Source organism: Tsukamurella pulmonis (assembly GCF_900103175.1).
GTDB classification, from domain to species: domain Bacteria; phylum Actinomycetota; class Actinomycetes; order Mycobacteriales; family Mycobacteriaceae; genus Tsukamurella; species Tsukamurella pulmonis.
The window spans coordinates 4651060-4676386 of record NZ_FNLF01000002.1 but is presented as its reverse complement, the minus strand read 5'-3'; the positions used below and the strand labels follow the sequence as shown (position 1 = coordinate 4676386).

The 25327-nt window shown below is 72.1% G+C and carries 24 protein-coding genes and 1 pseudogene; 13 read left to right on the top strand and 12 right to left on the bottom strand.

Annotated elements, in window-relative coordinates:
- Positions 1-30: 30 nt before the first annotated feature.
- From BLQ62_RS22900 to BLQ62_RS22890, 3 genes are read right to left on the bottom strand one after another with little or no spacing between them, the layout of a single operon-like run.
- Positions 31-1497, bottom strand: coding sequence for a flavin-containing monooxygenase (locus BLQ62_RS22900; RefSeq protein ID WP_068563801.1), 1467 nt, complete (start codon positions 1495-1497; stop codon positions 31-33).
- On the bottom strand, positions 1494-2411 hold the full coding sequence (locus BLQ62_RS22895) for a patatin-like phospholipase family protein (RefSeq protein WP_068563804.1): 918 nt from the start codon (positions 2409-2411) through the stop codon (positions 1494-1496). Before BLQ62_RS22895 ends, BLQ62_RS22900 begins: the two co-directional genes overlap by 4 nt.
- Positions 2408-3289, bottom strand: a complete 882-nt coding sequence (locus BLQ62_RS22890) for an SDR family oxidoreductase (protein ID WP_068531932.1) — start codon at positions 3287-3289, stop codon at positions 2408-2410. Before BLQ62_RS22890 ends, BLQ62_RS22895 begins: the two co-directional genes overlap by 4 nt.
- Before the next feature lie 81 nt (positions 3290-3370).
- Here BLQ62_RS22890 and BLQ62_RS22885 point away from each other — a divergent pair, with 81 nt between their 5' ends.
- Entirely contained in the window at positions 3371-3997 is a 627-nt protein-coding gene (locus BLQ62_RS22885) for a TetR/AcrR family transcriptional regulator (RefSeq protein WP_068531934.1), read from the top strand.
- 5 nt (positions 3998-4002) lie between these two features.
- Here BLQ62_RS22885 and BLQ62_RS23965 read toward each other — a convergent pair whose 3' ends face one another.
- A complete protein-coding gene (locus BLQ62_RS23965; RefSeq protein WP_156483169.1) occupies positions 4003-4146 on the bottom strand; it encodes a hypothetical protein in 144 nt (47 codons plus the stop codon).
- A 210-nt stretch (positions 4147-4356) separates the two neighbouring features.
- On the opposite strand from BLQ62_RS23965, the gene BLQ62_RS22880 reads away from it, so the two are divergent.
- Positions 4357-5658 carry a lipase family protein gene (locus BLQ62_RS22880; protein ID WP_068531937.1) on the top strand — a complete coding sequence of 434 codons (1302 nt, stop codon included), beginning with the start codon at positions 4357-4359 and terminating at the stop codon, positions 5656-5658.
- Positions 5659-5670: 12 nt separating this feature from the next.
- Here the strand turns inward: BLQ62_RS22880 and BLQ62_RS23960 are convergent, their stop codons facing one another.
- A complete protein-coding gene (locus BLQ62_RS23960) occupies positions 5671-7137 on the bottom strand; it encodes a hypothetical protein (protein ID WP_068563806.1) in 1467 nt (488 codons plus the stop codon).
- A 179-nt stretch (positions 7138-7316) separates the two neighbouring features.
- On the opposite strand from BLQ62_RS23960, the gene BLQ62_RS22870 reads away from it, so the two are divergent.
- The 3 genes from BLQ62_RS22870 to BLQ62_RS22860 are packed head-to-tail and all read left to right on the top strand — an operon-like array spanning position 7317 to position 10367.
- Positions 7317-7772 carry a hypothetical protein gene (locus BLQ62_RS22870; RefSeq protein ID WP_133298521.1) on the top strand — a complete coding sequence of 152 codons (456 nt, stop codon included), beginning with the start codon at positions 7317-7319 and terminating at the stop codon, positions 7770-7772.
- A 32-nt stretch (positions 7773-7804) separates the two neighbouring features.
- Positions 7805-8524 carry a hypothetical protein gene (locus BLQ62_RS22865; RefSeq protein ID WP_068531943.1) on the top strand — a complete coding sequence of 240 codons (720 nt, stop codon included), beginning with the start codon at positions 7805-7807 and terminating at the stop codon, positions 8522-8524.
- A gap of 10 nt (positions 8525-8534) precedes the next feature.
- Positions 8535-10367, top strand: coding sequence for a cytochrome c oxidase assembly protein (locus tag BLQ62_RS22860; protein WP_139184292.1), 1833 nt, complete (start codon positions 8535-8537; stop codon positions 10365-10367).
- Between the two features lie 57 nt (positions 10368-10424).
- Here the strand turns inward: BLQ62_RS22860 and opgC are convergent, their stop codons facing one another.
- Positions 10425-11552, bottom strand: a complete 1128-nt coding sequence (gene opgC / locus BLQ62_RS22855; RefSeq protein ID WP_068531946.1) for an OpgC domain-containing protein — start codon at positions 11550-11552, stop codon at positions 10425-10427.
- An 83-nt stretch (positions 11553-11635) separates the two neighbouring features.
- Between opgC and BLQ62_RS22850 the strand changes: the two genes are divergently transcribed.
- The gene (locus BLQ62_RS22850) at positions 11636-12925 is read left to right on the top strand and encodes a hypothetical protein (RefSeq protein WP_068563811.1); all 1290 of its coding nucleotides are present in this window, start codon (positions 11636-11638) and stop codon (positions 12923-12925) included.
- Positions 12926-13025: 100 nt separating this feature from the next.
- Here the strand turns inward: BLQ62_RS22850 and BLQ62_RS22845 are convergent, their stop codons facing one another.
- The 3 genes from BLQ62_RS22845 to BLQ62_RS22835 all read right to left on the bottom strand — a co-directional run bounded on the left by BLQ62_RS22845 (position 13026) and on the right by BLQ62_RS22835 (position 17039).
- Positions 13026-15266, bottom strand: a complete 2241-nt coding sequence (locus BLQ62_RS22845; protein WP_068563813.1) for a heavy metal translocating P-type ATPase — start codon at positions 15264-15266, stop codon at positions 13026-13028.
- Positions 15267-15505: 239 nt separating this feature from the next.
- On the bottom strand, positions 15506-16585 hold the full coding sequence (locus BLQ62_RS22840; RefSeq protein ID WP_068563815.1) for an alpha/beta hydrolase: 1080 nt from the start codon (positions 16583-16585) through the stop codon (positions 15506-15508).
- 46 nt (positions 16586-16631) lie between these two features.
- Positions 16632-17039, bottom strand: a complete 408-nt coding sequence (locus BLQ62_RS22835; RefSeq protein ID WP_068531950.1) for a DUF5313 domain-containing protein — start codon at positions 17037-17039, stop codon at positions 16632-16634.
- Between the two features lie 36 nt (positions 17040-17075).
- On the opposite strand from BLQ62_RS22835, the gene BLQ62_RS22830 reads away from it, so the two are divergent.
- Genes BLQ62_RS22830 through BLQ62_RS22815 form a run of 4 tightly spaced genes read left to right on the top strand, consistent with a single transcriptional unit; the run spans position 17076 to position 20257 of the window.
- On the top strand, positions 17076-17747 hold the full coding sequence (locus BLQ62_RS22830) for a TetR/AcrR family transcriptional regulator (RefSeq protein ID WP_160126292.1): 672 nt from the start codon (positions 17076-17078) through the stop codon (positions 17745-17747).
- On the top strand, positions 17744-18244 hold the full coding sequence (locus BLQ62_RS22825; RefSeq protein WP_068531953.1) for a GNAT family N-acetyltransferase: 501 nt from the start codon (positions 17744-17746) through the stop codon (positions 18242-18244). The genes BLQ62_RS22830 and BLQ62_RS22825 overlap by 4 nt, the downstream gene beginning before the upstream one ends.
- Positions 18244-18885 (top strand): 5,6-dimethylbenzimidazole synthase, encoded by a 642-nt coding sequence (bluB, locus tag BLQ62_RS22820; RefSeq protein ID WP_068531955.1) that lies wholly within the window; start codon positions 18244-18246, stop codon positions 18883-18885. Before BLQ62_RS22825 ends, bluB begins: the two co-directional genes overlap by 1 nt.
- 37 nt (positions 18886-18922) lie before the next feature.
- The gene (locus tag BLQ62_RS22815; protein ID WP_082756258.1) at positions 18923-20257 is read left to right on the top strand and encodes a L,D-transpeptidase; all 1335 of its coding nucleotides are present in this window, start codon (positions 18923-18925) and stop codon (positions 20255-20257) included.
- Between the two features lie 84 nt (positions 20258-20341).
- Here the strand turns inward: BLQ62_RS22815 and BLQ62_RS22810 are convergent, their stop codons facing one another.
- Complete coding sequence (locus tag BLQ62_RS22810) at positions 20342-21559, bottom strand: MFS transporter (RefSeq protein ID WP_068563819.1); 1218 nt, start codon at positions 21557-21559, stop codon at positions 20342-20344.
- A 104-nt stretch (positions 21560-21663) separates the two neighbouring features.
- On the opposite strand from BLQ62_RS22810, the gene BLQ62_RS22805 reads away from it, so the two are divergent.
- Positions 21664-21990, top strand: a complete 327-nt coding sequence (locus tag BLQ62_RS22805; protein ID WP_082756158.1) for an ArsR/SmtB family transcription factor — start codon at positions 21664-21666, stop codon at positions 21988-21990.
- Positions 21991-22021: 31 nt separating this feature from the next.
- On the opposite strand, the pseudogene BLQ62_RS24295 reads toward BLQ62_RS22805, so the two are convergent.
- Positions 22022-22591 (bottom strand): annotated as a pseudogene (locus BLQ62_RS24295) (DUF998 domain-containing protein); the annotation flags it as partial.
- A 9-nt stretch (positions 22592-22600) separates the two neighbouring features.
- Positions 22601-23485: a cytochrome c oxidase assembly protein gene (locus tag BLQ62_RS22795; RefSeq protein WP_082756159.1), complete on the bottom strand. Its 885-nt coding sequence runs from the start codon at positions 23483-23485 to the stop codon at positions 22601-22603.
- Positions 23486-23553: 68 nt separating this feature from the next.
- Between BLQ62_RS22795 and BLQ62_RS22790 the strand changes: the two genes are divergently transcribed.
- The gene (locus tag BLQ62_RS22790; RefSeq protein ID WP_068531961.1) at positions 23554-24243 is read left to right on the top strand and encodes a response regulator transcription factor; all 690 of its coding nucleotides are present in this window, start codon (positions 23554-23556) and stop codon (positions 24241-24243) included.
- Positions 24240-25310: a sensor histidine kinase gene (locus BLQ62_RS22785; protein WP_139061775.1), complete on the top strand. Its 1071-nt coding sequence runs from the start codon at positions 24240-24242 to the stop codon at positions 25308-25310. The genes BLQ62_RS22790 and BLQ62_RS22785 overlap by 4 nt, the downstream gene beginning before the upstream one ends.
- The last annotated feature ends 17 nt before the right edge of the window (positions 25311-25327 follow it).

Genomic DNA, 25327 nt, shown 5'->3' with positions numbered 1-25327 from the left:
AGCGCCTCCGCGCCCCGCGCGCCCCCCGTGTCAGGCGCGCTCGACGGACCGTCGCACGCGGAAGTCCGCGTCGTCGGGCGTCGAGAGCATGCGCACCATGGTCTTCCGGTCGAAGGGCCACAGGTCGATGGACCCGCCCTCGGTGAAGTACCAGGAGTTGCAGCCGGTGTTCCACACCGTCGGCCCCATCGCCTCGGCCACCTGGCGGTTGAACTCCGCCGTCGCCTCCTCGGTGACCTCGACCTGCCTGACCTCGCCGCGGCGGAACCGGTCGAACCACTGCGCGATGTACTTCGCCGTGAGATCGGCGGAGAACTGCAGGGAGATCGAGCCCGTCGGCGAATTGGGGCCGAGCACGGTGAACAGGTTGGGGAAGCCCGGGATCGCCGTCATGCGGTAGGCCCGCGGACCGTCGGCCCAGGCGTCGTCGAGCTCGACCCCGTCGCGCCCGGTGACCCGCATGGGCCGCATGTAGTCGTGCGCGCGGAAACCGGTGGCGAGCACCAGCACGTCCGCCTCGTGCAGCGTCCCGTCGGCGGTGCGCACGCCCGTCGGCTCGATCCGCTCGATATCACTCGTGACCAGAGAGGCGTTGCGCGCCTTGAGCGCTGAGTAGTACGTGCCGGAGACCACCTGGCGCTTGCACAGCGGCTCGTAGTCGGGTGTCAGGTCCTTCCGCATCGACGACGGCACCTGGGCGCGCAGCGAGAGTCGCGCGTAGGCCTGCACCGCACGGCGCCGCCACGACGGTCTCGTGACGACGTCGGCGAGGATGCCCGAGCCCCAGAGCAGGCCCTGGTGCACCTGATCGAGAACCGTGGGCGCGCGGCGGAACAGCTCGGAGACGAGACCGATCTGCGGCAGTCGCATGGGCGCCCACAGCACCCACTGCGGGGAGCGGACGAAGTGCGTGAGGTGCTTCGCCGTCGGCTGCAGCGCCGAGACCACCTGCACGCCGGTCGATCCGGTGCCGATCACCGCGATCCGCCGGCCGTCCGTGACCAAGGAATCGTCCCACCGGGCGGTGTGCACCACGTCGCCGTCGAAATCGGCGAGGCCCTCGATGTCGGGGATCGCGGGGTTGTGCAGCACGCCGGTGGCACAGACGACGAAGTCGGCGACCATAGTCTCGCCCGTGTTCAGCGTCAGCGTCCAGGTGGCGGAGGCATCGTCGAACTCGGCGGCGAGAACCTCGGTGTTGCAGCGGATCCGGTCGGCCAGGCCCAGTTGCTCGACCACGTCGCGGTGGTAGCGCTGGATCTGCGGCCCGGTGGCCCAGATCTTCTCCCAGTCGGCCTTGGGGGCGAAGGCGAACTGATAGATCTGCGAGGGCACGTCGCAGGTGAGTCCGGGGTAGTGGTTCCAGAACCACACGCCGCCCACGTCGGCGCCCTTCTCCAGCACCACCCAGTCGGTGAATCCCTGCTCCTGCAGCACGTGTGCGGTCGAGATGCCGGCGACGCCGGCGCCGATGACCACGATGCGGGGCTCGGTCATCGTGCCTCCTCCAGTCCCCGCCGGACGGCGTCCGGGGCGGTGCGCCGCGCTGCGGCGAACGCCTCCGCGCGCTTGCCGCGGGCCATGAAGTTGGGGCCGAGGCCGGCGAGATCGGCACCGTCGGGCGCGATGACGGTGACCTTCTGCCCCCGAGCCCGCGCGATCGCCACCTCCGTCCAGAAGACCTGGGACATGGGGCGGCGCAGAACGCCGTACTCGAGCAGGCCACCGAGGCCCGGCCCGCGCACGCCGGGCGCCGAGGCCATGGAGACCACGGCGACGATCTCGTCGGCGTCCTCCGGGCCGACGAGATCGACCGAGGCGGTCGACGCGGCGCCGCCGTCGACGAAGGTGCGGCCCTCGATCTCCACCGGGGGCATCCAGGCGGGGATCGCCCAGGACGCCCGGAGCGCCTCACCCGCCGTGGCTTTCGGGGCACCCGGAGCGCCGAAGGCGACCCGCTCCCCGGTGGCGGGTTCGTACGCCACCAGCCGGGCCTTCGGGGGCACGAGGGCGCCGGGGCCGACGGTGGCGTCGGCCAGCTCCTGCAGCCAGGTGGCGTCCCCGCGGCCGCGCGGGGCGACGCCGGTGAGCGGGGCGTGGCCGCCGCGGCGGGTCCACAGCGTGGACGGGTCCGACGGCAGTGAGAACGGGACGCGCGGCAGCGGCGCCGGGGTGGCGGCCAGATGATGCTGCAGCACGGGCGATTCCGCGCGGCCCTCCTGCATGGCGACGAGATCCTGCACGGAGAAGGCCTGCAGCGCGGTGATGATCTCCGAGCCGGCGGAGGTGCCCTGCAGGACGTCGGCGTCGCGCACGTCCCAGCCCAGTCGCTCCTCGAGCGCGGCCAGCGCGGCGATGGTCCACGCGCCGCCGATGGTGCCGCCGCAGCCGATGACGAGTGCGCGGCTCACCGCTGCGCCTCCTCGCGCGCCGCGGCGTGATCGCCGGCCTGCCGGGAGATGCGGTCGGTGTAGGCCTTGCGGGCCGCGGCGTCGAGATCGAGGCCGCGCCGATCGCCGGCGAGCTTGCGGGCCAGGCGCTCGACCGGCTCGGGGACGAAGGCCTCCACCAGGCTCCAGCCGGGCGCGACCCACTTCGGCACGGACGTGCGGGCCGCGCGGGTGCGCAGGGTGTCGAGGATCGCGGCGGCGACGTCCTCCGGGTCGACGGTGGGGAGCGCGCCGCCGAGCTGCGCGCCGGACGAGAGCTCGGTGCGCACGGCCGAGGGGAGGACGGCGCACACCGCGACACCGTCGACCTCGTACTCGCGGCGCGCGGCGAGCGAGGCGCCGAGCGCGGCGAACTTGCTCGCGTTGTAGGTGACCATGCCCGGGATCGGGATCATGCCGGCCATCGAGGCGACGTTGACGACGTGACCGCCGCCCGCCGCGACCATCCCCGGAATCGCGGCGCGCATCCCGCTGAGCATGCCGCGCACGTTGACGTCGAGGATGAGGTCGGTGGTGGCCTCGGGCTCCTCGTCGAAGTGCCCGAGCGGCATCACGCCTGCGTTGTTGACCAGCACGTCGACGGGGCCGTCGAGTGCGTCGATCAGCGCGGACCAGGAGGCGCGGTCGGTGACGTCGAGGTGCACCGCCCGCGCGCCGGGGATGGTCGCGGCGGTGGCCTGCGCGACGTCGAGGTCGACGTCGGCCAGCACGACCCGGGCTCCGTACTGCGCGAAGAGCCGGGCGGTGGCGGCGCCGATGCCGCGGGCGCCGCCGGTGATGACCACGAGCGCACCGTCGATCCGGGCGAGGTGGTCGCGGGAGGGGCCGAAGAGGGCCATGGTGGATCCTTTCGATCAGGTGCGACCGACAGTATCCGAATACTCGCAGTTTTTGAATACCTGTTCGCGTAGTCTTCTCCCGTGGCCAGGCTGACCAGGGTGGAGCAACGCGCGCAGACGCGCGCCGATCTGCTCGCCGCTGCGCGCGATCGGTTCCTCGAGGTCGGTTACGCGGCCGCCGGCCTGGAGGACATCGCCGACCGCGCCGGGTACTCCAAGGGCGCGGTGTACTCGAACTTCGTGGACAAGCCGAACCTGTGCCGGGAGGTCCTGCAGGCCATCCACGCGGAGAAGATCGGCGAGCTCGCCGACGTGGTCACCGGCCACGGCGACCTGCACGAGCGGGTCGAGCTGCTCGCCGACTGGGTCCAGCGCACCGCCGGCGACGTGGGCTGGACGATGCTCGAGCTCGAGTTCATCACCGTCGCCCGGAACGATCCCGACCTCCTGGCGATGATCGTCGAACTGCGCACCGAGGCCCGGCGCACCGTGGTGGAGATGCTGGTCGATCTGGTGCGCGGCGAATCCGGCGGCGACGAGCAGACCGTCGAGCAGCTGCGCGGCACACTCGAATCCGCGGCGGAGCTGCTGCTCTCGGCGGGTATCGGGCTCGGGATCCAGCGCGCGATCGATCCCACGATCGCGACCGAGCCGGTGATCGAATCGATGCGGGCCACGCTGTTGATGCTGGCCACGGCCGGTTCCTGACGGCCTCAGAGCAGGACGAGGGCTCCGCGGTCCACGGCGACCGCGCGGCCGTCGTCCAATTTGACGGACACCGCCTCGTCGTCGGTGCTGAGCACCGTTCCGAAGCCGAGCAGTTCGTCGCGCAGCTGTACCCGGTCGCCAGGTGTCATGTCGTTACCTCAATCAGTCATCAAGCGAACTGAAGATTAGCGGTTGCGGATGCCGTCGCGACGGGATTCACCGGATGTTCATGCGGGGCGGGATCGTGCAGGTCGTGGGACCGGCCGGCCGTCGCGACCGAACCGTGATGGGACAAATTATTCGGATCTGTCCCAACTGCGTGTAGTGTCGCCCCGAACGCCCGATCAGGAGGACGCGACATGACGGCTGTGCAGAACCGCACGGAGCTCGCCGAGCAGTGGCCCGCACCCGCGGAGCCGCAGATGGTGGGCATCGACCCGTTCTTCGACGCCCCGTCGGGCTTCGAGGACGCACCCGAGGGCACCGTGCTGCGGTACCGCGACGTGAGCATCGGCTTCCTCGGCCGGATCAAGCAGAAGGTGCGCGCGACGCAGCTGCTCTACCGCACGGTGAACATGCACGGCGAGCCCGAGGTCACCGTGACCACGGTGATCAGCCCGCTGCGGGGCGCTCAGCCGGGGGCGCCGCTGGTCTCCTACCAGTGCGCGATCGACTCGCTGCACCCCAAGACCTTCCCCTCGTACGTGCTGCAGCACGGCGTCCGCTGCGAGGACGCCTCGTTCCCGCAGATCGAGTACCTGTTCATCGCGGCGGCCGTCGCCAAGGGCTGGACGGTCTCCGTGCCCGACCACGGCGGCCAGGCGGGGCGCTGGGGCATCCCCCGCGAGCCCGGCTACATGGTGCTCGACGGCCTGCGCGCCGCGCTCGCGCACGAGCCCTTCGGTCTCGCTCCCGACACCCGGCTCGGCGTGTGGGGCTACTCCGGCGGCGGCCTCGCCACCTCCTGGGCGGCGGAGATCGCACCGTCGTACGCCCCCGAGCTGAACCTGATCGCCGGGGCCGTGGGCGCGCCCGTCTCCGACCCGGGCAATGTGTTCGTCTACCTGAACAACACGCTGTTCACGGGCCTGCCGACCCTGGTGATCGCCGCGCTCGCCCGCGAGTACCCCACGCTCCGGGAGGTGCTGGCCGAGCACGTCGACGACAAGGGCCGCAAGCTGTTCTACGAGGACGCCCTCGAGTGGTCGCCCGAGCGGGCCATCCGCAAGATGGCGCACAAGGACTTCGGCTACTACTGCCCAGAGCTGACCTTCGACGAGGTCGCGCGGCTGCCCGAGCTGCTGGAGATCTTCGACGACATCCGGCCCGGGCAGTCCGCGCCCACGGTGCCGATGCTCGTGGTGCAGTCCACCAAGGACCAGATCTCCCCGGCCTCGGACGCGCAGGCCCACGTCGGCCGGTACGCCGCGGGCGGCACGCACGTCGAGTTCGTCACCGACCAGTGGAGCGACCACTTCTCGATGCACTTCCTGTCGGCGCCCCTGCTGCTGGGCTGGCTCGCCGATCGCCTCGACGGCAAGCCCGTCGCGGCCCCCGGCCACCGGCACAAGCGCACCGTGATGGCCTCCCCGCGCCAGCTCGGCCGGACGCTGCGCCTGGCCGGCACCCTCGCCCGCGTGGGTCTCGCCCGCCGGATCTAGCCCGGAGCGCGCTCAGCGCGCCGGCGTGGTCGTCGTGGTCGTCGTCGCGGGCTTCGTCGTCGTCCGCGTGACCGGCGTCGTCGTGGTGGTGGTGGGCTCCTGCGCCCGGGTCGTCGTGACGGGCGCCGTGGTCGTGGTCGTCCTCGGCGCGGTCGTGGTGGTCCGGGTCGTCGACGGTGCGGTCGTCTCCGGTTGGGTCGTCGTGGTCGCCGACGTGGTGCGCCCGGTCGTCGACGGCTTCTCCGAGGCGGTCGTCGTCGTGGCGGTCGTGCGGTCGGTGGTCCGCGTCGTCGTGCCGTTGCCGTTGCCGATGCCGCCGGTGCCGGAGTCGGTGGTCCGGGTCGTCGAGGTGGTCTCGGTGCTGCTGTCGGACGTCGTCGTGCTGGTCGTGCTGGTCGCCGACGGGCGGCTGCGGCTCGTCGCGACGGTGACGTCCACGTCCTCGCCCAGGGCGCGCACCACGTCGGCGCGGGTGCCGTTGTAGACGGCCGCCCCGGCGAGCGCCCGCGCGGAGGGCCCCAGCACCGTCCGGTCCGGGTTCGGGTTCCACTCGCCGTCGCCGCCGGGCAGCGCGGTCACGACGTCGGCGCGACCCGAGGCCGGCACCGCCGCGAGCACCGTCCCCGGGAAGACGGGCGGCGGGATGTAGCGCACCGTCGGCGACGGGTCGTAGGCCAGCCACGGCGGGACCACCCGGGCCTGGTTGCGGGCCGCAACGGGCCGGCCGGGCGTGACGGCCCACACCGGCTGGAAGGCGTCGTCGCGGAAGCGGGGATTCGGGCGGGCGTGCGGGTTGTGCGGGACGTTGAGCCCGATCGAGACGGAGATGATGGGCTGCGGCCGCGGGCGGCGCCAGTCCCGGGGATACACCCAGGCCACGGGGTGATCGGAGCGGAAGCCGTCCTCGAACCAGGGAGTCGGCCAGGAGGCCCGCTCCCACGGCTTCGGCTCGCCGGGATGCCAGGGCCGCACGCCGAGCTGGCGCCCGTACACGGTCCAGCAGGTCTGCGACTGCACCTCGGGCCCGGCGCTCCAGCCGTTCCACTCGCCCGTCGCGCAGATCTGCCGGTAGACGCTGATCTGGTGCGGCGTGTAGTTCCAGGGCCGGGTGTTCGCGGGACGGGTGAGCTGCGGCGGCGGAGGCGCGACCTCCTGCGGCGCGACGGGCAGGCCCGGTACGGGCGGCGCCATCGGGTAGTAGACGGTGGTGCCCTCGGAGCTCGCGGTGACGGTGCCCTGCTCCAGCCCGGCGTTCGCGACGGCCTGCGCGGCGACGGGGTCGCCGACCATCACCACCTTCTCCTCCGGCACGGGTACGCCGTCGGTCTGCCACGCGCCGGGGTTCGCGGTGAACTCGTCGCCCGCGACGGGGGAGAAGGCGATGGAGCTGTCCTGCTGATCGTCGCTCGCACCGCAGGCGGTGAGGGCGCTCGCGGCGACGAGGGCGGCGGCCGCGGCGGCCAGGGGCTTCGCGTTCATGACGGATCCGTTCCGATCGGTCGGTTGCTGAAGCGCTGGTTTCCTAACGCCGGTTACCTGGGCCCAGTCGATCACTTCCGCCGGGCGACGGTCAAGCCGCGGCGCCCGCCCGACGTGCCCGCGGTCACGGGGCGGACGGGGATTCCGCCCACCGCGAAATCCCAGGTAGGATGGCCCGCGTGATGCACAAGCATGCGGATACCGCCGAGATGTCGCGCACCACCCGTCTCTGGGGCTGGGCCGGCGCCGCCGTCGCCCTCGCCACGTCGCTCGTGCATCTGCCGATGCTCGGCGAGAAGAGCTGGGTCGTCTCGATCCTCGTCGCCGCGATGCTGATCGGTTGCGCGCACTGCTCGGTGTGCCTGTTCCGCAACCCCACGGTGAAGGCCTGGCTGCTGACCGCCGCGATGGGCGCGATCATGATCGCGCTGCACCCCGTGCTGATGTCGGCGATGGACTCCGGCATGGCCGGGATGGACCACTCGATGCCGGGGATGGACATGGGCGCGATGGGCCACTCGATGGGTGCGATGCAGCCGTGGATGACCTTGATGATCGTCTTCGCCGCGGCGGAGATCGCGGTGGCCGTGGCCGCCCTGAGCTGGATCGCGCTTCGTCGCCGGACCGCGCGGTAACACCGGACTGCCGAGAACGGATAGAGGATTCGATGAACGCGAAGACTGACCTCAAGCGAGCGGGCCTGCGCCGCGCCGCCACCCTCACCGCCACGACCGCACTGGTCGTCGGCATGAGCGGAGGCGTCGCCATGGCCGACCCCGACACCACCACCAAGCCCACCGCGCCGGCGGCCGAGCTGCTGCTCAACTCCAGCGACTTCCCGAGCGACTACATCGTGGTCCCGGCCCCGCAGCAGCGGCTCGCCAACGAGCTCGGTGCTGATCCGCTGACCCTCGCGGCCTCCGCGAAGGTGAACCCGCCCGAGTGCAAGAACATCCTGACCGCCGCCAAGGGGCAGGGCGACGGGGACACCGTCGCCGGTGTGCACGACAAGGACCGCAAGTCGCTGAGCGAGACGCTCGTCGCGAAGGACGCGGACGTCGACACCCTCAAGGTCGGCCTGCTCAAGCTGTGCTCGGACGTCACCATCGAGACCGGCGACCCCCGGGGCGGCACCATCAAGGTGCGCGCCATCACCAAGGAGGTCGCCTCCGATACGCAGAAGGCCACCTTCGAGATCGCCCTGGACGGCACCCGCACCAAGGGCACCGATTCGTTCCCCGTGCACCAGAAGGTGCTCGTCGGGGTGGCCTCGCTGCGCGGCTACACCGTCGCGGTGCAGGGCACCAAGCTCGGCGGCGACCCGGACCGCGGCGAGTTCGATTCGTTCTTCGACAAGTCCGTGAAGAAGATCAAGGACGCGAAGTAACTTGACGACGGTGGCGCAGGAGTCCGACGCCGCTGCGATGACCGGGGGATCTCCCGGCGCCCCCCGTGCGGGCGGCATCGCGGCGCTGGTCGTCGGCTCCGTCGCCGCCGTCGCGGTGGTGATCTGGCTGGTCGCCAGCGAGGGCGAACTGCGCTACCTCGTCAACGGCAACACCTACCCGGGTGCGCTCACCGCCTACGGCGCCGCCGTCGGCCGCCTGGTCGGCACGGTGGCCGCCGCGCTGACCTTCGGCTCCGTGGCCTACGCCGTCTTCCGCACCCGGACCCTCGACACCGGCGAGCTCGGCCTGCGCGGGTACCTCACGCAGCTGCAGGCCCGACGGTACGCGGCCGTCTGGGCCGTCGTCTCGGTCCCGATGGTCTTCCTCGCCGCCGCGGAGAACGCGGCGCAGAACCTCGTCGACACCTACCGGCTCGGCGGCCTGACGATCCTGATCTCCGCGTCGGAGACGGCCAAGGGCTGGATCGTCTCCTTCGTCTGCGCGGTCCTCGTCTACGTGGCCCTGCGCACCGCGATCACCTGGGTCGCGCACCTGTGGACCCTGCTGCCCGCCGTCGTCGGCCTGCTGGCGACGATCGTCACGGCCAACGAGGCGCAGAACTGGGACCACGACTACACGACGGCCGCACTGACCACCGTCGGCGTGGTCGCCGCGCTGTGGCTGGGTGCCCTGTGGTCGGCGGTCCGGCTGCCCGCGCGCCCCGAACGCCGCTGGATCGGACCGGTCTACGCGGGTGTCGTGCTGATCAACGGCGCCGTGATCGCGCTGGTCATGGCTCCGGGCTCGGACCTGTGGGTCACCTGGTACGGCCTACTGCTGATCGCCACCGCGGCGCTGCTGCTCGCCGCCGGCGCCGCGCACTGGTTGCGGGCGCTGCCCGTCGCCGCGGCGCTGCTCACCGCGGCGTTCGGCACGGCGATCGCGGCCTCGGAGCTGACGCCGCCACCGTTCCTGCGCAGCCGGCCGTCGGTGGGGGAGAACTTCCTGGGGTACAACCTGCCGGACCCGCCCAGCGCGATGGCCTTCGTCGGCAACTGGCGCCTGGACCTCAACATCGCCCCGTTCGCGATCGCCCTCGCCGTCGGATACCTCCTGCTGGTCCGTCGCACGACGTCCTGGCCCTGGTACCGCACCGTGCTGTTCCTGCTGGGCTGCGCCGCGCTGTTCACCCTGACCAGCTCCGGTCTGCGCACCTACTCCAACGCGATGTTCAGCGTGCACATGGTGGTGCACATGCTGATGACCTCGATCGTGCCGGTCCTGCTCCTGCTGGGCGCGCCGATCACCCTGATGCGGGACACGCTGCGGGGTGCGCCCGCCCGGTGGCTGTCGATGGTGCTGGAGTCGCGCTCGTTCGCGTTCCTGATGCGGCCCGTGGTGCAGCTCGCCCTCTTCGCGGCGGTGCTCTACGGCCTCTACTTCACGCCGCTCTTCGACAACATCGGCCGCTTCCACTGGGGCCACCTGGCCATCTACGCGGCGCTGCTGTTCACCGGGTTCCTGTTCTACTGGCGGGTGTTCCAGATCGACCCCGTGCCGGGCGAGCTGCCCTTCATCGGGCGGATCGGCATGCTGCTCGCGATGATGCCGATCACCATGGTCTTCGCCCTCATCGTCATGACGATGGACGGCCTCGTCGGCTCGCGCCTGTACCTCTACCTCGACTTCCCGTGGATGACGGACCTGCACCGCGACCAGTTCGTGGGCGGCGTGGTCGCCTGGGCGACGGACGAGGCCGCGATCGCGCTGGTCACCCTCGGCCTGGTGCTGCACTGGGCCTGGCGCAACCGCGACGAGGACTCCGAGCCCGAGCTGCTCTGATCCCGGGGCCGCACCGTCCATCGGTTCGACGGTGCGGTGCCGCGCGTGCGGCCGCTGCTACTCGCCCGCGGCGGTGGCCGGGACCGGCGCGCTCGGCGGCCGCGGCCGGAAGCGAGCCGGCGGCCGGTGCAGCTTGGACCATCCGGCCCACTTCCGGAACTCCGCCCACGCCCAGCACGCCGCGAACACGGCGAGTGTGATGACCGTGGCCCGCGCCGTCCCCCACGGCTGCAGCACGACGACGGGGATCGTCATGAGGGCCACCGACTGCAGGACGTAGGAGTCCAGCGAGCGGGTTCCGACGATGACGAACGGATGAGCGGCGCGCTCGAACCATCCGTACTGCAGGAGGAGGGTGATGACGGCGAGCACCGCCGGCAGCACGACCCAGGCGGCCACGATGCGCGCGGGACCGAAGTCGATCTTCGCGCCGAGGAACTCGTCGGCGGAGGCCATGCGGGCCACGGCGCGCCCGGCGACGTAGACGGCGGCCGTGCCCAGTACGAGTGTCAGGAGCACCCGGGGGCGCCGCAGCCGCGCGTCGATGTTCCAGTCCTGCCACTTCCACCCGACGACCAGTGCGGGGACGAACAGCGCCTGCCACGCCGCCCAGTTGGCGGTGGCGCCCGCCGGGCTCGCGTTCGGCAGCAGGAACCACGCGGGCGGCGCGAGGATCGCCCAGACGTAGAGCGCCGCGGAGGCCGCGACGATCGGTGCCCACCACCCCTTGTGCAGCAGCGGGATGAGGAGCAGTGCGCCGCACATCAGGACGAAGTAGAGCACCAGGATCTCGCCGCCCGCGGGCAGGTAGCGCATCGCGATCACCTGCAGCAGCGGGTGGGACGTCTCGGTGATCGGCGCGAGTCCCAGCTGCCGGGCCGGCGGGAGGGCGAAGGAGATGACCGCGGCCACGGCGCAGAGGAAGACCTGGCAGAGGTAGATGACCGCGATCCTGCGGACGAGGCGCTCACGGGAGGTCGAGAAGCCGCCGTCGCGATCCACCCACCGCCGGTGCACGACGCCGAGGATCAGGCCCGACAACAGGACGAAGGCGGACGCCCCGTCGAAGTAGGGGATCTTGTGGGTGGGCCACGACAGGACGCTGCCCTCGGCGAAGTGGCCGGTGATCATGCTGAACACTGCGAGGCCGCGGGCCGCGTCGACAGCGGTCAGGCGTTGTGGCATTGCAAAAGTGTACCCGCAGATCCGATGCGGCCGGCGCACCGGTCGTGTGTGGGATCGCAAGCGCCGCGATAGCATCTGTCCCCGTGACCGCCGCTGAGCCCGCACCCCCGCCCCGACCGTCGCGCCGGTGGCGCGCACCCGTCGCCGGCGGCGTCGCCGTGGCGGCGGCGAGTACCGCGGTGGCCGTCTCCGGTGTGATCGCCACCGCCGGTGGGGACGATCAGCGCGACTTCCACCTACCCACCGTGATGCTGATCCGGGAGAGCTTCCCGCACATCGACTTCGTCGGCCTGCCCACGGCGACGGGCCCGCTCTACCACCTGGTCGTCGCGGCACTGTCCGGTCCGTTCGGCTTCGGCGCTGCCGCAACGCAGGCGGTCGGCGCGATCTTCGCGGTCGCGCTCGCCGTCCTCGCCGTGGCCTTCGCGCAGGCTGCGCCGACGTGGACCGGGCGGGCGCTCGCCGTCGCGCCGCTCCTGCTCTCCGCGTACTTCTGGCAGTCTGCGTTGTGGATGCTCACCGACGACGCCGCCATGTTGTTCGCCTTCGCCGCGCTCGCGGTGAGTCTCCGGTTCGACGGTGCGCGGGCGCAGCTCGCGGTGGGTGTCCTCATCGCCGCGGCCATCGCCACGCGGCAGAACTCCGTGTGGCTGCTTCTTCCCGCGTGTGCCGCCTACGCCGTCGCGGGCGGAGGTCCGCGCCGTCCGGACATCGCAGCGCTGACGCGGATCTGCGCGCCGGGTTTGGGAACACTGGCCGGGCTCACCGTGCTCTGGGGGGGGATCGCACCACCCGCGGGCCGCGCGATGAACGCGATGCACCGCAGCCCGACGTCGCTGTCGTTCGTCGCCGCCGTCGCGGCGGTGTTCCTGGTGCCGGTCGTACTGGCGGTCTCGCCCCTCACGGAGGTGCGCTCGTGGGCGCGTGAGGCCTCCGTGGTCGGCGTCGTCGCGGCGCTGCCCGCCGTCGTGTTCGCCAGCGCGGCGACGCTCGCGCCCGACGATGCACGCCGCGGTGGACTGGTCTGGTCCGCGGTGGGATCACTCCCGGACGTCGCCGGCCGGTCGCCGGTCCTCATCGTGCTCGCGTTCGTCGGAGGCTTCGCCGCGACAGTGCTCGTGCGGACGGTGCCGGCCCGCGCCGGGGTGGTCCTCGCGACGGCGTTGCCGGCGCTCGCCGCGGTGCTCGTCTTCGGCGCGCAGTTGTATCAGAAGTACGCCGAGCTCCCCGTCGCCGTATTGACGGTGCTCCTGCTGGTGCCCCTGTTCGCCGCCGGCCGTGTGCGCAGGCGCTGGCCGTTGATCTGCCTGGCGGCACTGCAGGCTGCGCTCACGGCCGGGCTCGTGGGTCTGCCGATCCTGCAGTCCCTCTGAGATCCCCGGGCCGCCCGGAGCCTGGGTGCGTTCCCGCGACGACACGCCGGAAGTCCACCTCCGACACGCACCGAAGATCGGAGCCGGCCCGCGCGGACCGCTACCGGGTGCCGAACGTCCGCAGGCGCAGGCTGTTCCACACGACGAAGAAGGAACTGAAGGCCATGGCGGCCGCGCCGATGAGCGGATTGAGCAGCCCGGCGACGGCGACGGGGATCGCGGCGACGTTGTAGCCGAACGCCCAGATCAGGTTCGTCTTGATGGTCTTGAGTGTCGCGCGGGCGAGGCCGAGCGCATCGGGAACAGCGGAGAGCTCCTCGCGCATGAGCACGATGTCGGCGGCGCCCTGCGCCACGTCGGTCCCGGTGCCCATCGCCAGGCCCAGGTCGGCCGCGGCGAGGGCGGGGCCGTCGTTCACGCCGTCGCCCACCATCGCGACCCGCCGGCCCTCGGCCTGCAGCGCGCGGATCGCCTCGACCTTGCCGTCCGGCAGCACGTCGGCGCGCACGTCGTCGATGCCGACGAGCGCGGCGACCTTCGCGGCCGCGGCGGCGTTGTCGCCGGTGAGCAGCACCGTCCGGATGCCCGCCTCGTGCAGTCGCGCGACGGCGGCCGCCGCGTCGGCCTTGATCGTGTCGGCCACCTCGAGGACGGCGGCGACGGCACCGTCGACCTCGACGACGGCGACGGTGCGCCCGGCCTCCGCGGCCGCGTCGACGGCGCCGGACAGCACCCCGGGCGCGACGAACCGCGGCGCGCCGACGCGCACGGGCGTGCCGTCGACGGTGCCCGAGGCGCCCATGCCGGGCACGGCCCGGAAGTCCTCGACCGCGGGCAGGTCCGCGCCGGCGCGCGCCACGACGGCCAGCGCCACGGCGTGCTCGGACGCCGCTTCGACGGCCCCGGCCAGCCGCAGCACGGCGGCCTCGTCGAACCCGGGCGCGACGGTCACGGACGCGACCTCGAGCAGCCCCGTGGTCACGGTGCCGGTCTTGTCGAAGACGACGGTGTCGATGGTCTCGGTGGCCTCGAGCGCCCGATGGCCGCGCACGTACACGCCGAGCTGCGCGCCGCGGCCCGACGCGACCATGAAGGCGACGGGCGTCGCCAGGCCCAGTGCGCACGGGCACGCGATGACGAGGACGGCGATCGCGGCCTTGACCGCGCTGTCGATCCCGCTGGCGAACAGCCAGCCGACGAACGTCAGCGCCGCGATCGCGAAGACGCAGGGCACGAAGACGGCGGAGACGCGGTCGGCGAGGCGCTGCATCCGGGCCTTCGTCGCCTGGGCGTCCTCCACCAGGCGGAGCATCGCGGCGAACGTGGTGTCCTCGCCGACGGCGGTGGCGCGCACCGTCAGCCGGCCGTCCTGGCAGACGGTGCCGCCGACGACGCGGTCGCCCGGGCCCGCGGGGACGGGGCGGGACTCGCCGGTCATCGCGGAGTTGTCGACGAACGCCGAGCCGGATTCGACGATGCCGTCCGTCGCGATCGTCTCGCCCGGACGCACCACGAACAGCTGTTCCTCGCGCAGCTCCCCGACAGGGATGCGCAGCTCGGAGCCGTCGCGGACGAGCACCGACACCTCGCGGGCGCCGCGCGTCGCGAGCTCCCGCAGCGCGGAGGCCGCCTTGGCGCGGGCGGACGCCTCGAAGTAGCGACCCGCCAGCACGAAGACGGTGACGCCCATCGCGACTTCGAGGTAGATCGGGTCCGCCGTGATGATCGCGTTCCAGAAACCGTGCGGATCGGGCCGCTGGCGGCCGGGCGTGAGCACCGTGACCACCGACCACGCGGTGGCGGCGATGATGCCCACCGAGACCAGCGTGTCCATCGTCGCGGCGCCGTGCCGCGCGCCCTGGAAGGCCTTCTTGTGCAGCGGCCATGCGCCCCAGGTCACCACGGGCAGGCTGAGCGCGAGGAGCACCCACTGCCAGCCGGGGAAGCGGGTGGACGGGATGGTCGCGAGCACGACCGACAGGTCCGCGGCCGGCACGAACAGCACCAGCGAGACGATCAGCCGGCGCAGCACGTCGCGCCGCTCGCGCTCCTCGGCGAGGACCGCGCGGCGCGGGTTCGGGGACTTCCGCGCAGCCGTGTACCCGGCGGCCTCGACGGTGCCGGTCAGCTGCTCGACGGTGACCGTCGGCGCGTGCTCGACGGTGGCGGTCCGCGTGGCCAGGTTGACCACGGCGCGCACCCCGTCGAGCTTGTTGAGCTTGCGCTCGACCCGCCCGACGCAGGCGGCGCACGTCATCCCTCCGACGTCGAGGAAGGTGCGTTGCGCCTGCTCCGGCTGCGCGGGGGCGGCCGGAGTCGGGGCCTGGTCGAGATCCGTCACCCCTCCAGTATCCACGCGCGGGGGCCGGGCCCGAAAACGTGAAAGGCCTTGATACCGGCTCCCGGAATGGGGGGAGGAGGGGGAGCCGGTATCAAGGCTCAATCACGCAGCCGCCGACGTGGGGGGAGACGTCATATGGCGGCCGCAGAACCCACGATACGGGGTATACGCGTACAGGTGCCACCTTTCGTGACATGCGTGTTCCCGCACGCTTCCGCGATTGCCAACAGTTGTTGTCGCTAACGGTGTGCGAGCACGTCCCGCAGCACGTCGAGCGCGGCGTCGACGTCGACCCGCGCGTCCGCACTGACCCCGACGGTGTTGAGGAAGCCGTGCAGTGCGCCCGGGGCGAGCTGCGTCGTGGCGTCGACGCCGGCGTCGCGCAGGCGCTGCGCGTACGCCGCGCCCTCGTCGCGCAGGGGGTCGAAACCGGCCACCACGACGTGCGTGCGGCCGATCCCGGCGAGGCCGTCGGCGTGCAGCACGTCGAACTTGGGATCGGTGTCCTGGCCGGGTTCGGGGGTGTAGAGCTGCCGGAAGTAGTCGATGTCGGCCTTGGTGAGGAAGTACCCGCTGGCGAAGGTGTCGCGACTGCGGTTCGCGGGATCGGCGCCGGTCACGGGGTAGAACAGCAGGGAGAACGCGGGCTGCGCACCGCCGGCCAGCGCCAGCTCGCGGGCGGCGACGGCCGCCAGGTTGCCGCCTGCGCTGTCGCCGGAGACGGCCACCCGCGCGGGGTCGGCGCCGAGCTGGTCGGCGTGCTGCAGCGCCCACGTCGTCGCGGCCACGGCGTCGTCGGCGGCGGCGGGGAAGATCGCCTCCGGGGCGAGCCGGTAGTCCACCGACAGCACCCGCACCCGGGCCCGGTCCGCGATGTAGCGGCACGGCGCGTCGTGCGAGTCGAGGTCGCCGAGGACGAAGCCGCCCCCATGGAAGAAGACCACCAGCGGGGAGCCCGCCTCGAGCCCCGCGGGCGTGTAGAGGCGCGCCGGCAGGGGGCCGGTGGCACCGTCGACCATGAGGCCGCGCACGCCGACCGACGGGGCCGTGCCCGCGCCGACCGCCTGGCTCAGCTTGAGCATGGACGCGCGCGAGACGGCCACGTCGCGGGTGCCGGACAGGCCGTCGACCCCCTGCAGGCCGAGCAGCAGCAGGGTGAGTTGCGAGTCGACGTCGAGCTCGTTGCCCTCGACGGTCCGCGGGCTGCCGAGCCGCTGCTTGACCGGGACGGGGAGCCCGAAGAGCAGCTTCGCCCCGCCCGCGACCAGCGGCGTGGGGATCTTCAGGGCCAGCTTCTGGAGGACTTCGGTGAGCGCCATGGCACTGATAGTAGGACGCGGATCACATATCAGTGCGGGCGGCGGCTCAGGTGTGACCGGGGCGCTCGTCCCGCGGGCCGTACTTGGCGAGGTAGTCCGCGTGCAGGTCGGCCTCGCGCTCGCGCGCGATCACGTCCACGAGGTCGGGATCGAGACCGTGATGCCGGAGGCGGGCGCGCCGGTAGATCTTGTTCAGCGCGATCGCGAAGTACACGAACGGGATGAAGATCGGCAGCGTCATCGTGGCCTTGTTCAGCACCGAGGTCGGGAAGAACCAGAACGGCACCAGGATGATGAAGCACGGGATCGCGAACCGGACCACGGTGCGCCACGCCGCGCGCGGCCCCGCGAGATCGTTCGCCACCCACTCGTGCATGGACGGCGGCAGCACCTTCCTCCCGTAGGAGTACAGCACCAGCTGCCACGGGTTGGGCTTGCTCGGACCTTCATGCATGCCTCCATCGTCCCACTACGCATAGAATCGGACGTTGTGAGTCCCGGCAGAAACGATCAGACCGCGCAGAGCATCCTCTCCGCAGCGGTGTCGAGCATCGGTAGCGTCGGCATTTCCCGCACCACGATGGAGAACGTCGCGAACCTCGCGGGCATCGGTGTGGCCACCGTCTACCGTCGCTTCAACCGCAAGGACAACCTCGTCCAGCAGGCCATCCGCTACGAGGCCGAGCAGCTCCTCAAGACGGTGGAACAGCAGGTCCAGGGCTTGAGCACCGTCGAGGAGGCGCTCACCGAGGGCTTCGTGGCCTTCCTGCGCGAGGCGCACCGCCGGCCCCTGATCCGCGGCATCGGCGACGGCAACGTCGTCGTGGGCCTGCCGATGATCGCGCAGGGCGGCGGCATGGTCATCGAGATCGGCCGCGAGTTCGCCGCGAACATCATCGCGGGCTTCCAGGCCGGTGGGCAGCTGCCGGAGTTCGATCCGAAGCCGATCGCCGAGATCTTCGCGCGCGTCGGGCACTCGGTGCTGCTGGCGCCTGACGGACTGATCAGCTTCGACGATCCGTACACCGCGGGCCGTGTGGTCCGCGAGTGCCTGATGCCCGCCATCGCGGCGCAGGCCGCGGCGGCCGGTGGCCCCCAGGGCGGCGCCGGCGGCGCGGCGGGTGGTGCCACCGGCGGCACGGCGGCGGGCGGCGCCCAGTGATCCGCCCCGCCACCCCGGCCGACGTGCCCGAGATCCTGACCATGATCGCCGAGCTGGCCGCGTACGAGAAGGAGCCGGATTCCGCCGTCGCGACCGCCGAACAGCTGCACGCCGCGCTCTTCGGTCCCGCGCCCGCGGTCTTCGCGCGCATCGCGGCCGAGCCGGGGCCCGACGGCGAGAGCGTCGTCGGGATGGCCGTCTACTTCCGCACTTTCTCCACCTGGACCGGCACGCACGGCATCTGGCTCGAGGACCTCTACGTCCGGCCCGGCGCCCGCGGGGGCGGCCACGGCAAGAAGCTGCTCGCCGCGTTGGCGCAGGAGTGCCGGGAGAACGGCTACGCGCGCCTGGAATGGACCGTCCTCGACTGGAACGCGCCCGCCATCGGCTTCTACCGCGCGATCGGCGCCGTCCCGATGGACGAGTGGACCACGCAGCGGCTCACCGGCGACGCGCTGGGCGCGCTGGCCGACAGCGCGGAGCCGGGCGCCGCCTGATGGACGTGTTCGAGGCGATCCTGCGCCGCCGCGACGTGCGCAACGAGTTCTCCGGCGAGCGCATCGACGAGGAGCGGTTGCTGCGCATCCTCGACGCCGCGCACCGGGCGCCGAGCGTCGGCAACACCCAGCCCTGGGACTTCGTCGTGGTCCAGGACCCGGAGACGCTGGCGCGCTTCGCCGGGCACGTCGGCGAGTGCCGCGAGGACTTCGCGCGGTCGCTGCCCGAGGATCGCAAGGACACCTTCAACCCCATCGTCATCGAGGGCATCGAGTCCTCCCGGACGGGCGTCGTGGTGACCTACGACCCGACCCGCGGGGGCACCCACATCCTGGGCCGGCACACGATCGACGAGACCGGCCACCTGTCGGTGGCGCTCGCCATCCAGAACCTGTGGCTGGCGGCGACGGCCGAGGGCGTCGGGGTCGGCTGGGTGTCCTTCTATCAGGAGCCCTTCCTGCGCGATCTGGTCGGTGTGCCCGAGCACGTCCACATCGTGGCGTGGCTGTGCGTGGGGCCGGTGACGGCCCTGCAGACGGTCCCTGACCTGGAACGATTCGGGTGGCGCGAGCGCCGCCCGCTGTCCTCGGCGATGCATCGGGAGCGTTACGCGGACGGGGATGTCGGCACTCATCGTTAGACTTGCATGTAATCAGCGAGGGGACGACGGAGTGAGCATGTTCAACGAGCGCGTCGGCCGGCGCGCGGTCCTGGTCGGCGCCGCCGCGGCGGTGCCGCTGGTGGCCGCCGGCTGCACGATCGGCGACCTGACCGGTAGTGATACGAGCGCGGGTCCGTCGACGCCGCCGAAGGATCCCGCGGAGGTCACTTTCGCGCCGGTCGACGGTGCGCAGGCGATCAGCCCGATCACGCCGGTCACGGTGACGATCGCGAAGGCCGTGCTGGGATCGGTCGTGCTGACCGACGCGAAGGGCACCGTCGTCGAGGGGAAGCTGTCGACGGACATGCTGACCTGGAAGGCGTCGCAGCCGCTCGAGTACAACGGCGACTACACGCTCGTCGCGAAGTACGAGACGCTGGGCCAGCAGCGCGAGAAGCGCGCGGTGTTCTCCACGGTCAAGGTCGACGACACGAACAAGACGGCGCCGTACTTCGAGAACACGGGCGGGATGTCGCTCACCGACGGTGCCGTGTACGGCGTCGGGCAGGTCGCGGTCGTGCACTTCGATGAGCCGATCAAGGACCGGGCCATGGCCCAGAAGCTGCTCAAGGTCACCACCACCCCGGCCCTGGAGGGGGCGTGGATGTGGACCACCGACAAGACCGTGGCGTGGCGGCCCAAGGACTACTACCCGTCGGGCACGAAGGTCGCGATCGAGGTGAACGCCTTCGGCAAGGAGGTCAGCCCCGGGCTGTGGGGCGAGAAGGACATCGCCATCTCGTTCTCGATCGGCGAGTCGCACGTCTCCATCGCCGACGACAACACCAAGCAGGTGCAGGTCTTCGTGGGCGGGCAGATGGTGCGCTCGATGCCCACGTCGATGGGGCAGGGCGGCAACGAGGTCGTCAACGGCACCACGCTGCACTTCTGGACCCAGCGCGGCGTCTACACCGTGCTCGACAAGGCGAACCCCGTGGTCATGGACTCGTCCACCTACGGCCTGCCGATCAACTCGCGGCTGGGCTACAAGCAGACCATCGGCTGGGCCACGCGGATCAGTAACGACGGGATCTACCTGCACGCGCTCGACAACATCGGCGCGCAGGGCGTGCGCAACGAATCGCACGGCTGCCTCAACCTGAGCCCCGCGAACGCGCAGTGGTTCTTCGGCCTCTCGCAGCCGGGCGATGTCGTGGAGGTCCGCAACACCGGTGGGCCCCCGCTCGAGCAGTGGCAGAACGGCGACTGGTCGGTGCCTTGGGCCACCTGGGTCGCCGGCGGCGCGCTGCCGCCGGGGGAGCAGGGTGACGCCGAGACCACCCCCGCGGCGCCTTCGCCGTCGGCGGTGCCGCCGTCGGACGCGCCGGACGTCGAGACTCCCGGCAACTGATCGCGCGGCCCCGCGGAGCACGCGCCGGTGGTCTGTGGCGCCACCGGTCGCGGCGCTGGTCCCGTGGGCGCGGTGCGCCCCGCCCTACGGGGTGACGGCGGACCGTCGACCCCGCAGGCCGATCGCGGCGGCACCCAGGCAGGCGGCGGCGACGGCGGCGGCGAACCACGGGAAGATCGTGGCGGTGCTGTACTGCGTGGCGAGGTAGCCGGCGATCACGGTGGGCACGCCCATCGCGAGGTAGCCGAGCAGGTAGTACGCGCTCATCACCTGGCCGCGGGCGTGCGCGGGCGCGACCGACCCGAGGTGGCGCAGCGAGCCGCCGAAGGCGAGGCCGAAGGTGGCGCCGAGCAGGATCGTGTCGAGTGCGATGAGCCAGGTGTGGCCGTAGTTCACGGCGATCACGGCCAGCGCCAGGGAGGCGGCGAGGCCGATGTCGCCGACGATCGCGGTCGGCTTGGCCGGGTACCGCCCGCCGATGAACTGCGAGATCGCCGACGCCAGGGCCATCACGGCCACCAGGCCGCCGGTGAAGATCACCGAGCGGTGCCCGGTCACGTGCTGCACCAGCGCGGGGTAGAGGCTGAGGAAGACGCCGAGCACCGACCACGCCGTGACGATGCCGATCCCGGAGAACCAGAAGTCGGCGGTGATCTCCCCGGGCACGCTGGGGCGGCTCAGTCGCACGCGCGCCCCGGTGCGCTCGACGTGCGGTTCGATCAGCGCGATCACGCCGAGCAGGATCGCGAGCACCACGACGCCCATCGTCACGAACGGCGTGCGCAGCGGGTGCGGCGCGTACTGGGCCACGGCCGCGGCGCCGAGCGCGGTGGCGGCGATGCCCACGTTGAGCGCGACGCCGGACAGCATGCCGTTGCGCGCACCGTCGGTGGGCCGGACGTCGAGCAGGGCCGCCCCGGCGACCACGGTGATCGAGCCGATGGCCGCGCCGTGCAGGAACCGCGCGAGGATCAGCTGCCATTCGGCGCCCGCGAAGAGGAACAGCAGCAGGCCGACGAGGATCGTGCCGACGGCCGCGAGCAGCACGGGCTTGCGGCCGATGGCGTCCGAGATCGGCCCGACGGTCAGCGCCGCACCGAGCGCTCCGATCGCGTAGACCGCGAAGACGACCGTGGTCGACAGCGCCGACAGATGCCATTGCTCCTGGTAGAGCGGGTACAGCGGTGACGGCAGCCCGGAGACTCCGAGGGCCAGCGCGAGCAGCGTGAGCAGGAGGGCGAAGGACCAGCGCTGCGGGTGGACATGGGTCGACGGCGCCGTGATCGGCTGCGCCAGGCTCATCCGGACCTCCGGGTGTACGGTGGTGGTTCGACGATCGTCGAACCGATCGCCACAGTACACCCGGTTCGACGAAGATCAAACCGTTATCTCAGGGAACGAGAATCATGACCGACGCCCCCGCCGTCCCGCTGCACGCCGTGCTCAGCGCGCTGGCCGATCCGGTGCGCCTGGAGATGGTGCGCCGCCTGCATCGCGAGCAGCGCCCCTTGGCCTGTGCGGAGCTCTACGACGGCGTGACCAAGGCGACCGCCAGCCACCACTTCAAGGTGCTGCGCGAGGCGGGGCTCACCCGGCGCGACGATCTGGGCGCGACGGCCCGGCAGCTGCTGCTGATCGACGAGGTGAACGCGGCGTATCCCGGCCTGCTGGAGTCGGTGCTGCGTGCCGCTGAGCGCGAGGCGAGCTCGCGAGGAGCGCCAGCCACAGCGTGAGCGTGAGGACCTGGGTCCGCTGCGCCAGGCCAAGGTAGAGCGCGGGCTCGAGCATCGCGGCCAGCGTCCACGCGGTCGCCAGGAGGTGCAGCGCGCCCAGGCCGAGGGCGAGCCGCGCACCGTCGAACCCCGGCGTGCGACCGTCCGCGCCGGAGCGGCGCCACAGCCCCCACCCGAGCACGGCGACGACGCCGCCGAAGCCGGCGATGCCCGACGAGACCGCGTGCCCGACGTGCGTCCACGGCACCAGTCCGGAGCTCTCGCGGGCGGCGCAGGCGGCGTCGGCGGTGGGGGTGCAGGAGAGGGGGAGCAGCGCGTCGCCCATGGTGGCCGCGCCGAGGATCAGGAGGCCGGCGAGGGCGATCAGCGCGAGGCGGGGCACGGGCCGCGCGGCGCGGAGGGCGAGGGCCGCCGCCACGACGAAGGCCGTACCGGCGAGCAGGTCGGTGGCGCGGAAGAACGCCGCGTTCGGCTGCCCGGCGGCGCCGGCCTCGCTGACGTAGGAGTACAGCGGACTCAGCCGTGAACCGAGCAGCGGTGCGATCAGCCAAGCCGAGTAGAGCACCGTGCCTGCGAGCAGGATGAGGCGGGCGCGGCGCATGGGCCCAGGTTACCGGTGGCGCAGTTCGCGCAGGTAGGCGTTGTAGGCCTCGCGCTCGTCCTCTTCTCGACGGTCCGCCCCCGCCCGCTCGGCGTCGCGCCGCTCGGACCGGCGCCAGCGCAGCGCGAACAGGCACGTGGTGATCATCGCGATCGGCTCGCCGTAGGACCAGGCCAGGGCGCCGGCGATGGACTGATCGCGCAGCGGGTCGACGCCCCATGAGGCCGGGGGAGTGGCGAACAGGCCGACCATCGGGGTGGTCGCCATCATGAGGATCACGCCGATGAACACGTGCAGCGGCATCTCGATGAAGATGTCGAAGAAGCGCATGAGCCAGGAGTCGCGGCCGGGCAGCGGGCCGATCGAGAGGATCGGGATGATGAACAGCAGCCCCGCGCCGAGGAAGAACACCTGCAGCGCGGTGTGCCCGAGCCAACTGTCTCCGATCGCGTCCACCACCCCGCCGAGGTACACGCCGTAGTAGCTCATCAGGAACAGCGGGATGGTGAAGCCCGAGTGCAGCACGATCCGCGGCACGCGGCTGCGCAGCAGCCCGAGCGCGGCGCCGAGCACCACCCTGCCGAGCCCGCGGTGCGGCGTCGCGCGCAGCAGCAGCACGCCGGGCGCGCCGCCGACGAGCAGCGGCGGCACTAGGATCGACAGCGTGAGCTGCTGGAACATGAACGCGCTGAACAGGTGCCACGAATAGGCCTCGATGCGCAGGCCGGTGACGGCCGCCAGCACGAGGCAGCCGAGCAGGAAGCTGGCGACGCGGGCGGCCGGCCATCGTCGGCCGCGCCGCCGCACCGCGCGCACGCCGGTCAGGTACAGCGCGGCGGCCAGCACGGCCGCGAGCGGGAGCACGGGGAGCGCGGGTGGGGCCCACCCGAGCATGCCCAGGATCGACGGTGCCTCGACCGGTGGATCTGGAATCAGCACATGCGCATATTACTATATGAAGGATGAACACTCACAAGGTCCTCGTGATCGAGGACGAGCCCGCCCTCGCCCGGCTGACGCAGGAGTACCTCGCCCGCGACGGCTTCGACGTCACGACCGCCGCCGACGGCGAACGCGGCCTGGCGCTCGCCCGGGAACTCGACCCGGCGGTGATCCTGCTCGACATCGGCCTGCCGCGCATCGATGGGCTGGAGGTGTGCCGCGCCGTCCGCCGGTTCAGTGACGCCTACGTCATCATGCTCACCGCGCGCGGCGACGAGTACGACAAGATCGTCGGCCTCTCCGTCGGTGCCGACGACTACCTGGTCAAGCCGTTCAGCCCGCGGGAGGTGGTGGCCAGGGTCCGGGCCATGCTGCGCCGCCCCCGCATCCGGCGCGACGGTGCCGCGGCGCCCCGCCGGTTCGGGGAGCTCACCGTCGACCCGCTGGCCCGCGAGGTCACCGTGGGCGAGCGCGTCATCGACCTCACGGCCACCGAGTTCGACGTGCTCGCCACCCTTGCTCGCAGCCCCAATGTCGCGTTCTCCCGCAGCCGGCTCATCGAGGCCATCTGGGGCGCGGGCTGGGTCGGCGACGAGCGGCTGGTGGACGTGCACGTCGGCCGGGTGCGGCGCAAGCTCGGCGACGACGCCGGCGATCCGCGCTACGTGCGCACCGTGCGCGGCGTGGGCTACCGGATGGGGCCGGGGTGAGGACTCGGTTCGCGCGCGATCTTCGGGAGGTCGGGATGGGCGGCCGGATCGGCGGCATGCTCATGGCCGTCTCCCTGGGAACCCTCGCGGTGACCGCGATCGTCGACTTCGTGGTCTGGCCGCTGCTGGTGGGCCACCACATGACCATCTCGGTCAACCTGCTGGCGGTGATCCTCGGATTCGGTTGCGCGGTGGCCTTCTCCGCGGCGGCCAGCATGTTCATCGCCCGCCGGCTGGGCCGCACCATGTCGCGCCTGGAGGGCGCCGCGCGTCAGGTCGCCGACGGCCGCCCGGGGGTGCGCGTGGCACCCGTCGCGCTCGGCCGCGAGGCCGACGGGCTCGTCGAGGCGTTCAACGAGATGGCGGTCCAGCTCGAGTACACCGATCAGTCGCGGCGCCGGCTGCTGGCGGACCTCGCGCACGAGATCCGCACGCCCGTCAGCGTTCTCGACGGCTACCTGGAGGCGATCGCCGACGGCGTCGTCGATCCCGATGCCGCCACCCTGACCATGCTGCGCTCGCAGACCACCCGCCTGGCCCGTCTCACCGACGACGTGCTCGCCGTCTCGCACGCCGAGGAGGGCGCACTGAACCTGCGGCCCAGCGCGGTGGACGTGCCGGAATCGCTCGAGGCGGCGGCCGCGGCCGCGCGCCGCGCGTACGCGGACAAGGGCGTCGACCTGCGCGTGCGCATCGACCCGGGGGCGCGGCGGCGCATCCGCGCCGACCAGCAGCGGCTCGATCAGGTGCTGGCGAACCTGCTCTCGAACGCCTTGCGGCACAGCGATCCCGGCGGCACGGTGGAACTGGAGGCGGACGGGATCCCGCACCGGAGGATCCGGATAGCGGTGGTCGATCACGGCGACGGCATCGCCGCCGAGCATCTGCCGTGGATCTTCGAGCGCTTCTACCGCACCGACATCGCGCGCGATCGCGACCACGGCGGCAGCGGGGTGGGCCTGACGATCAGCCGGGCCATCGTGACCGCGCACGACGGGCACATGTGGGTCGAGTCCGACGGCCCGGGCCGCGGCGCGACCTTCGCCTTCACGCTCCCGGCGCCGTGACGAGGTTTCGCGACCGT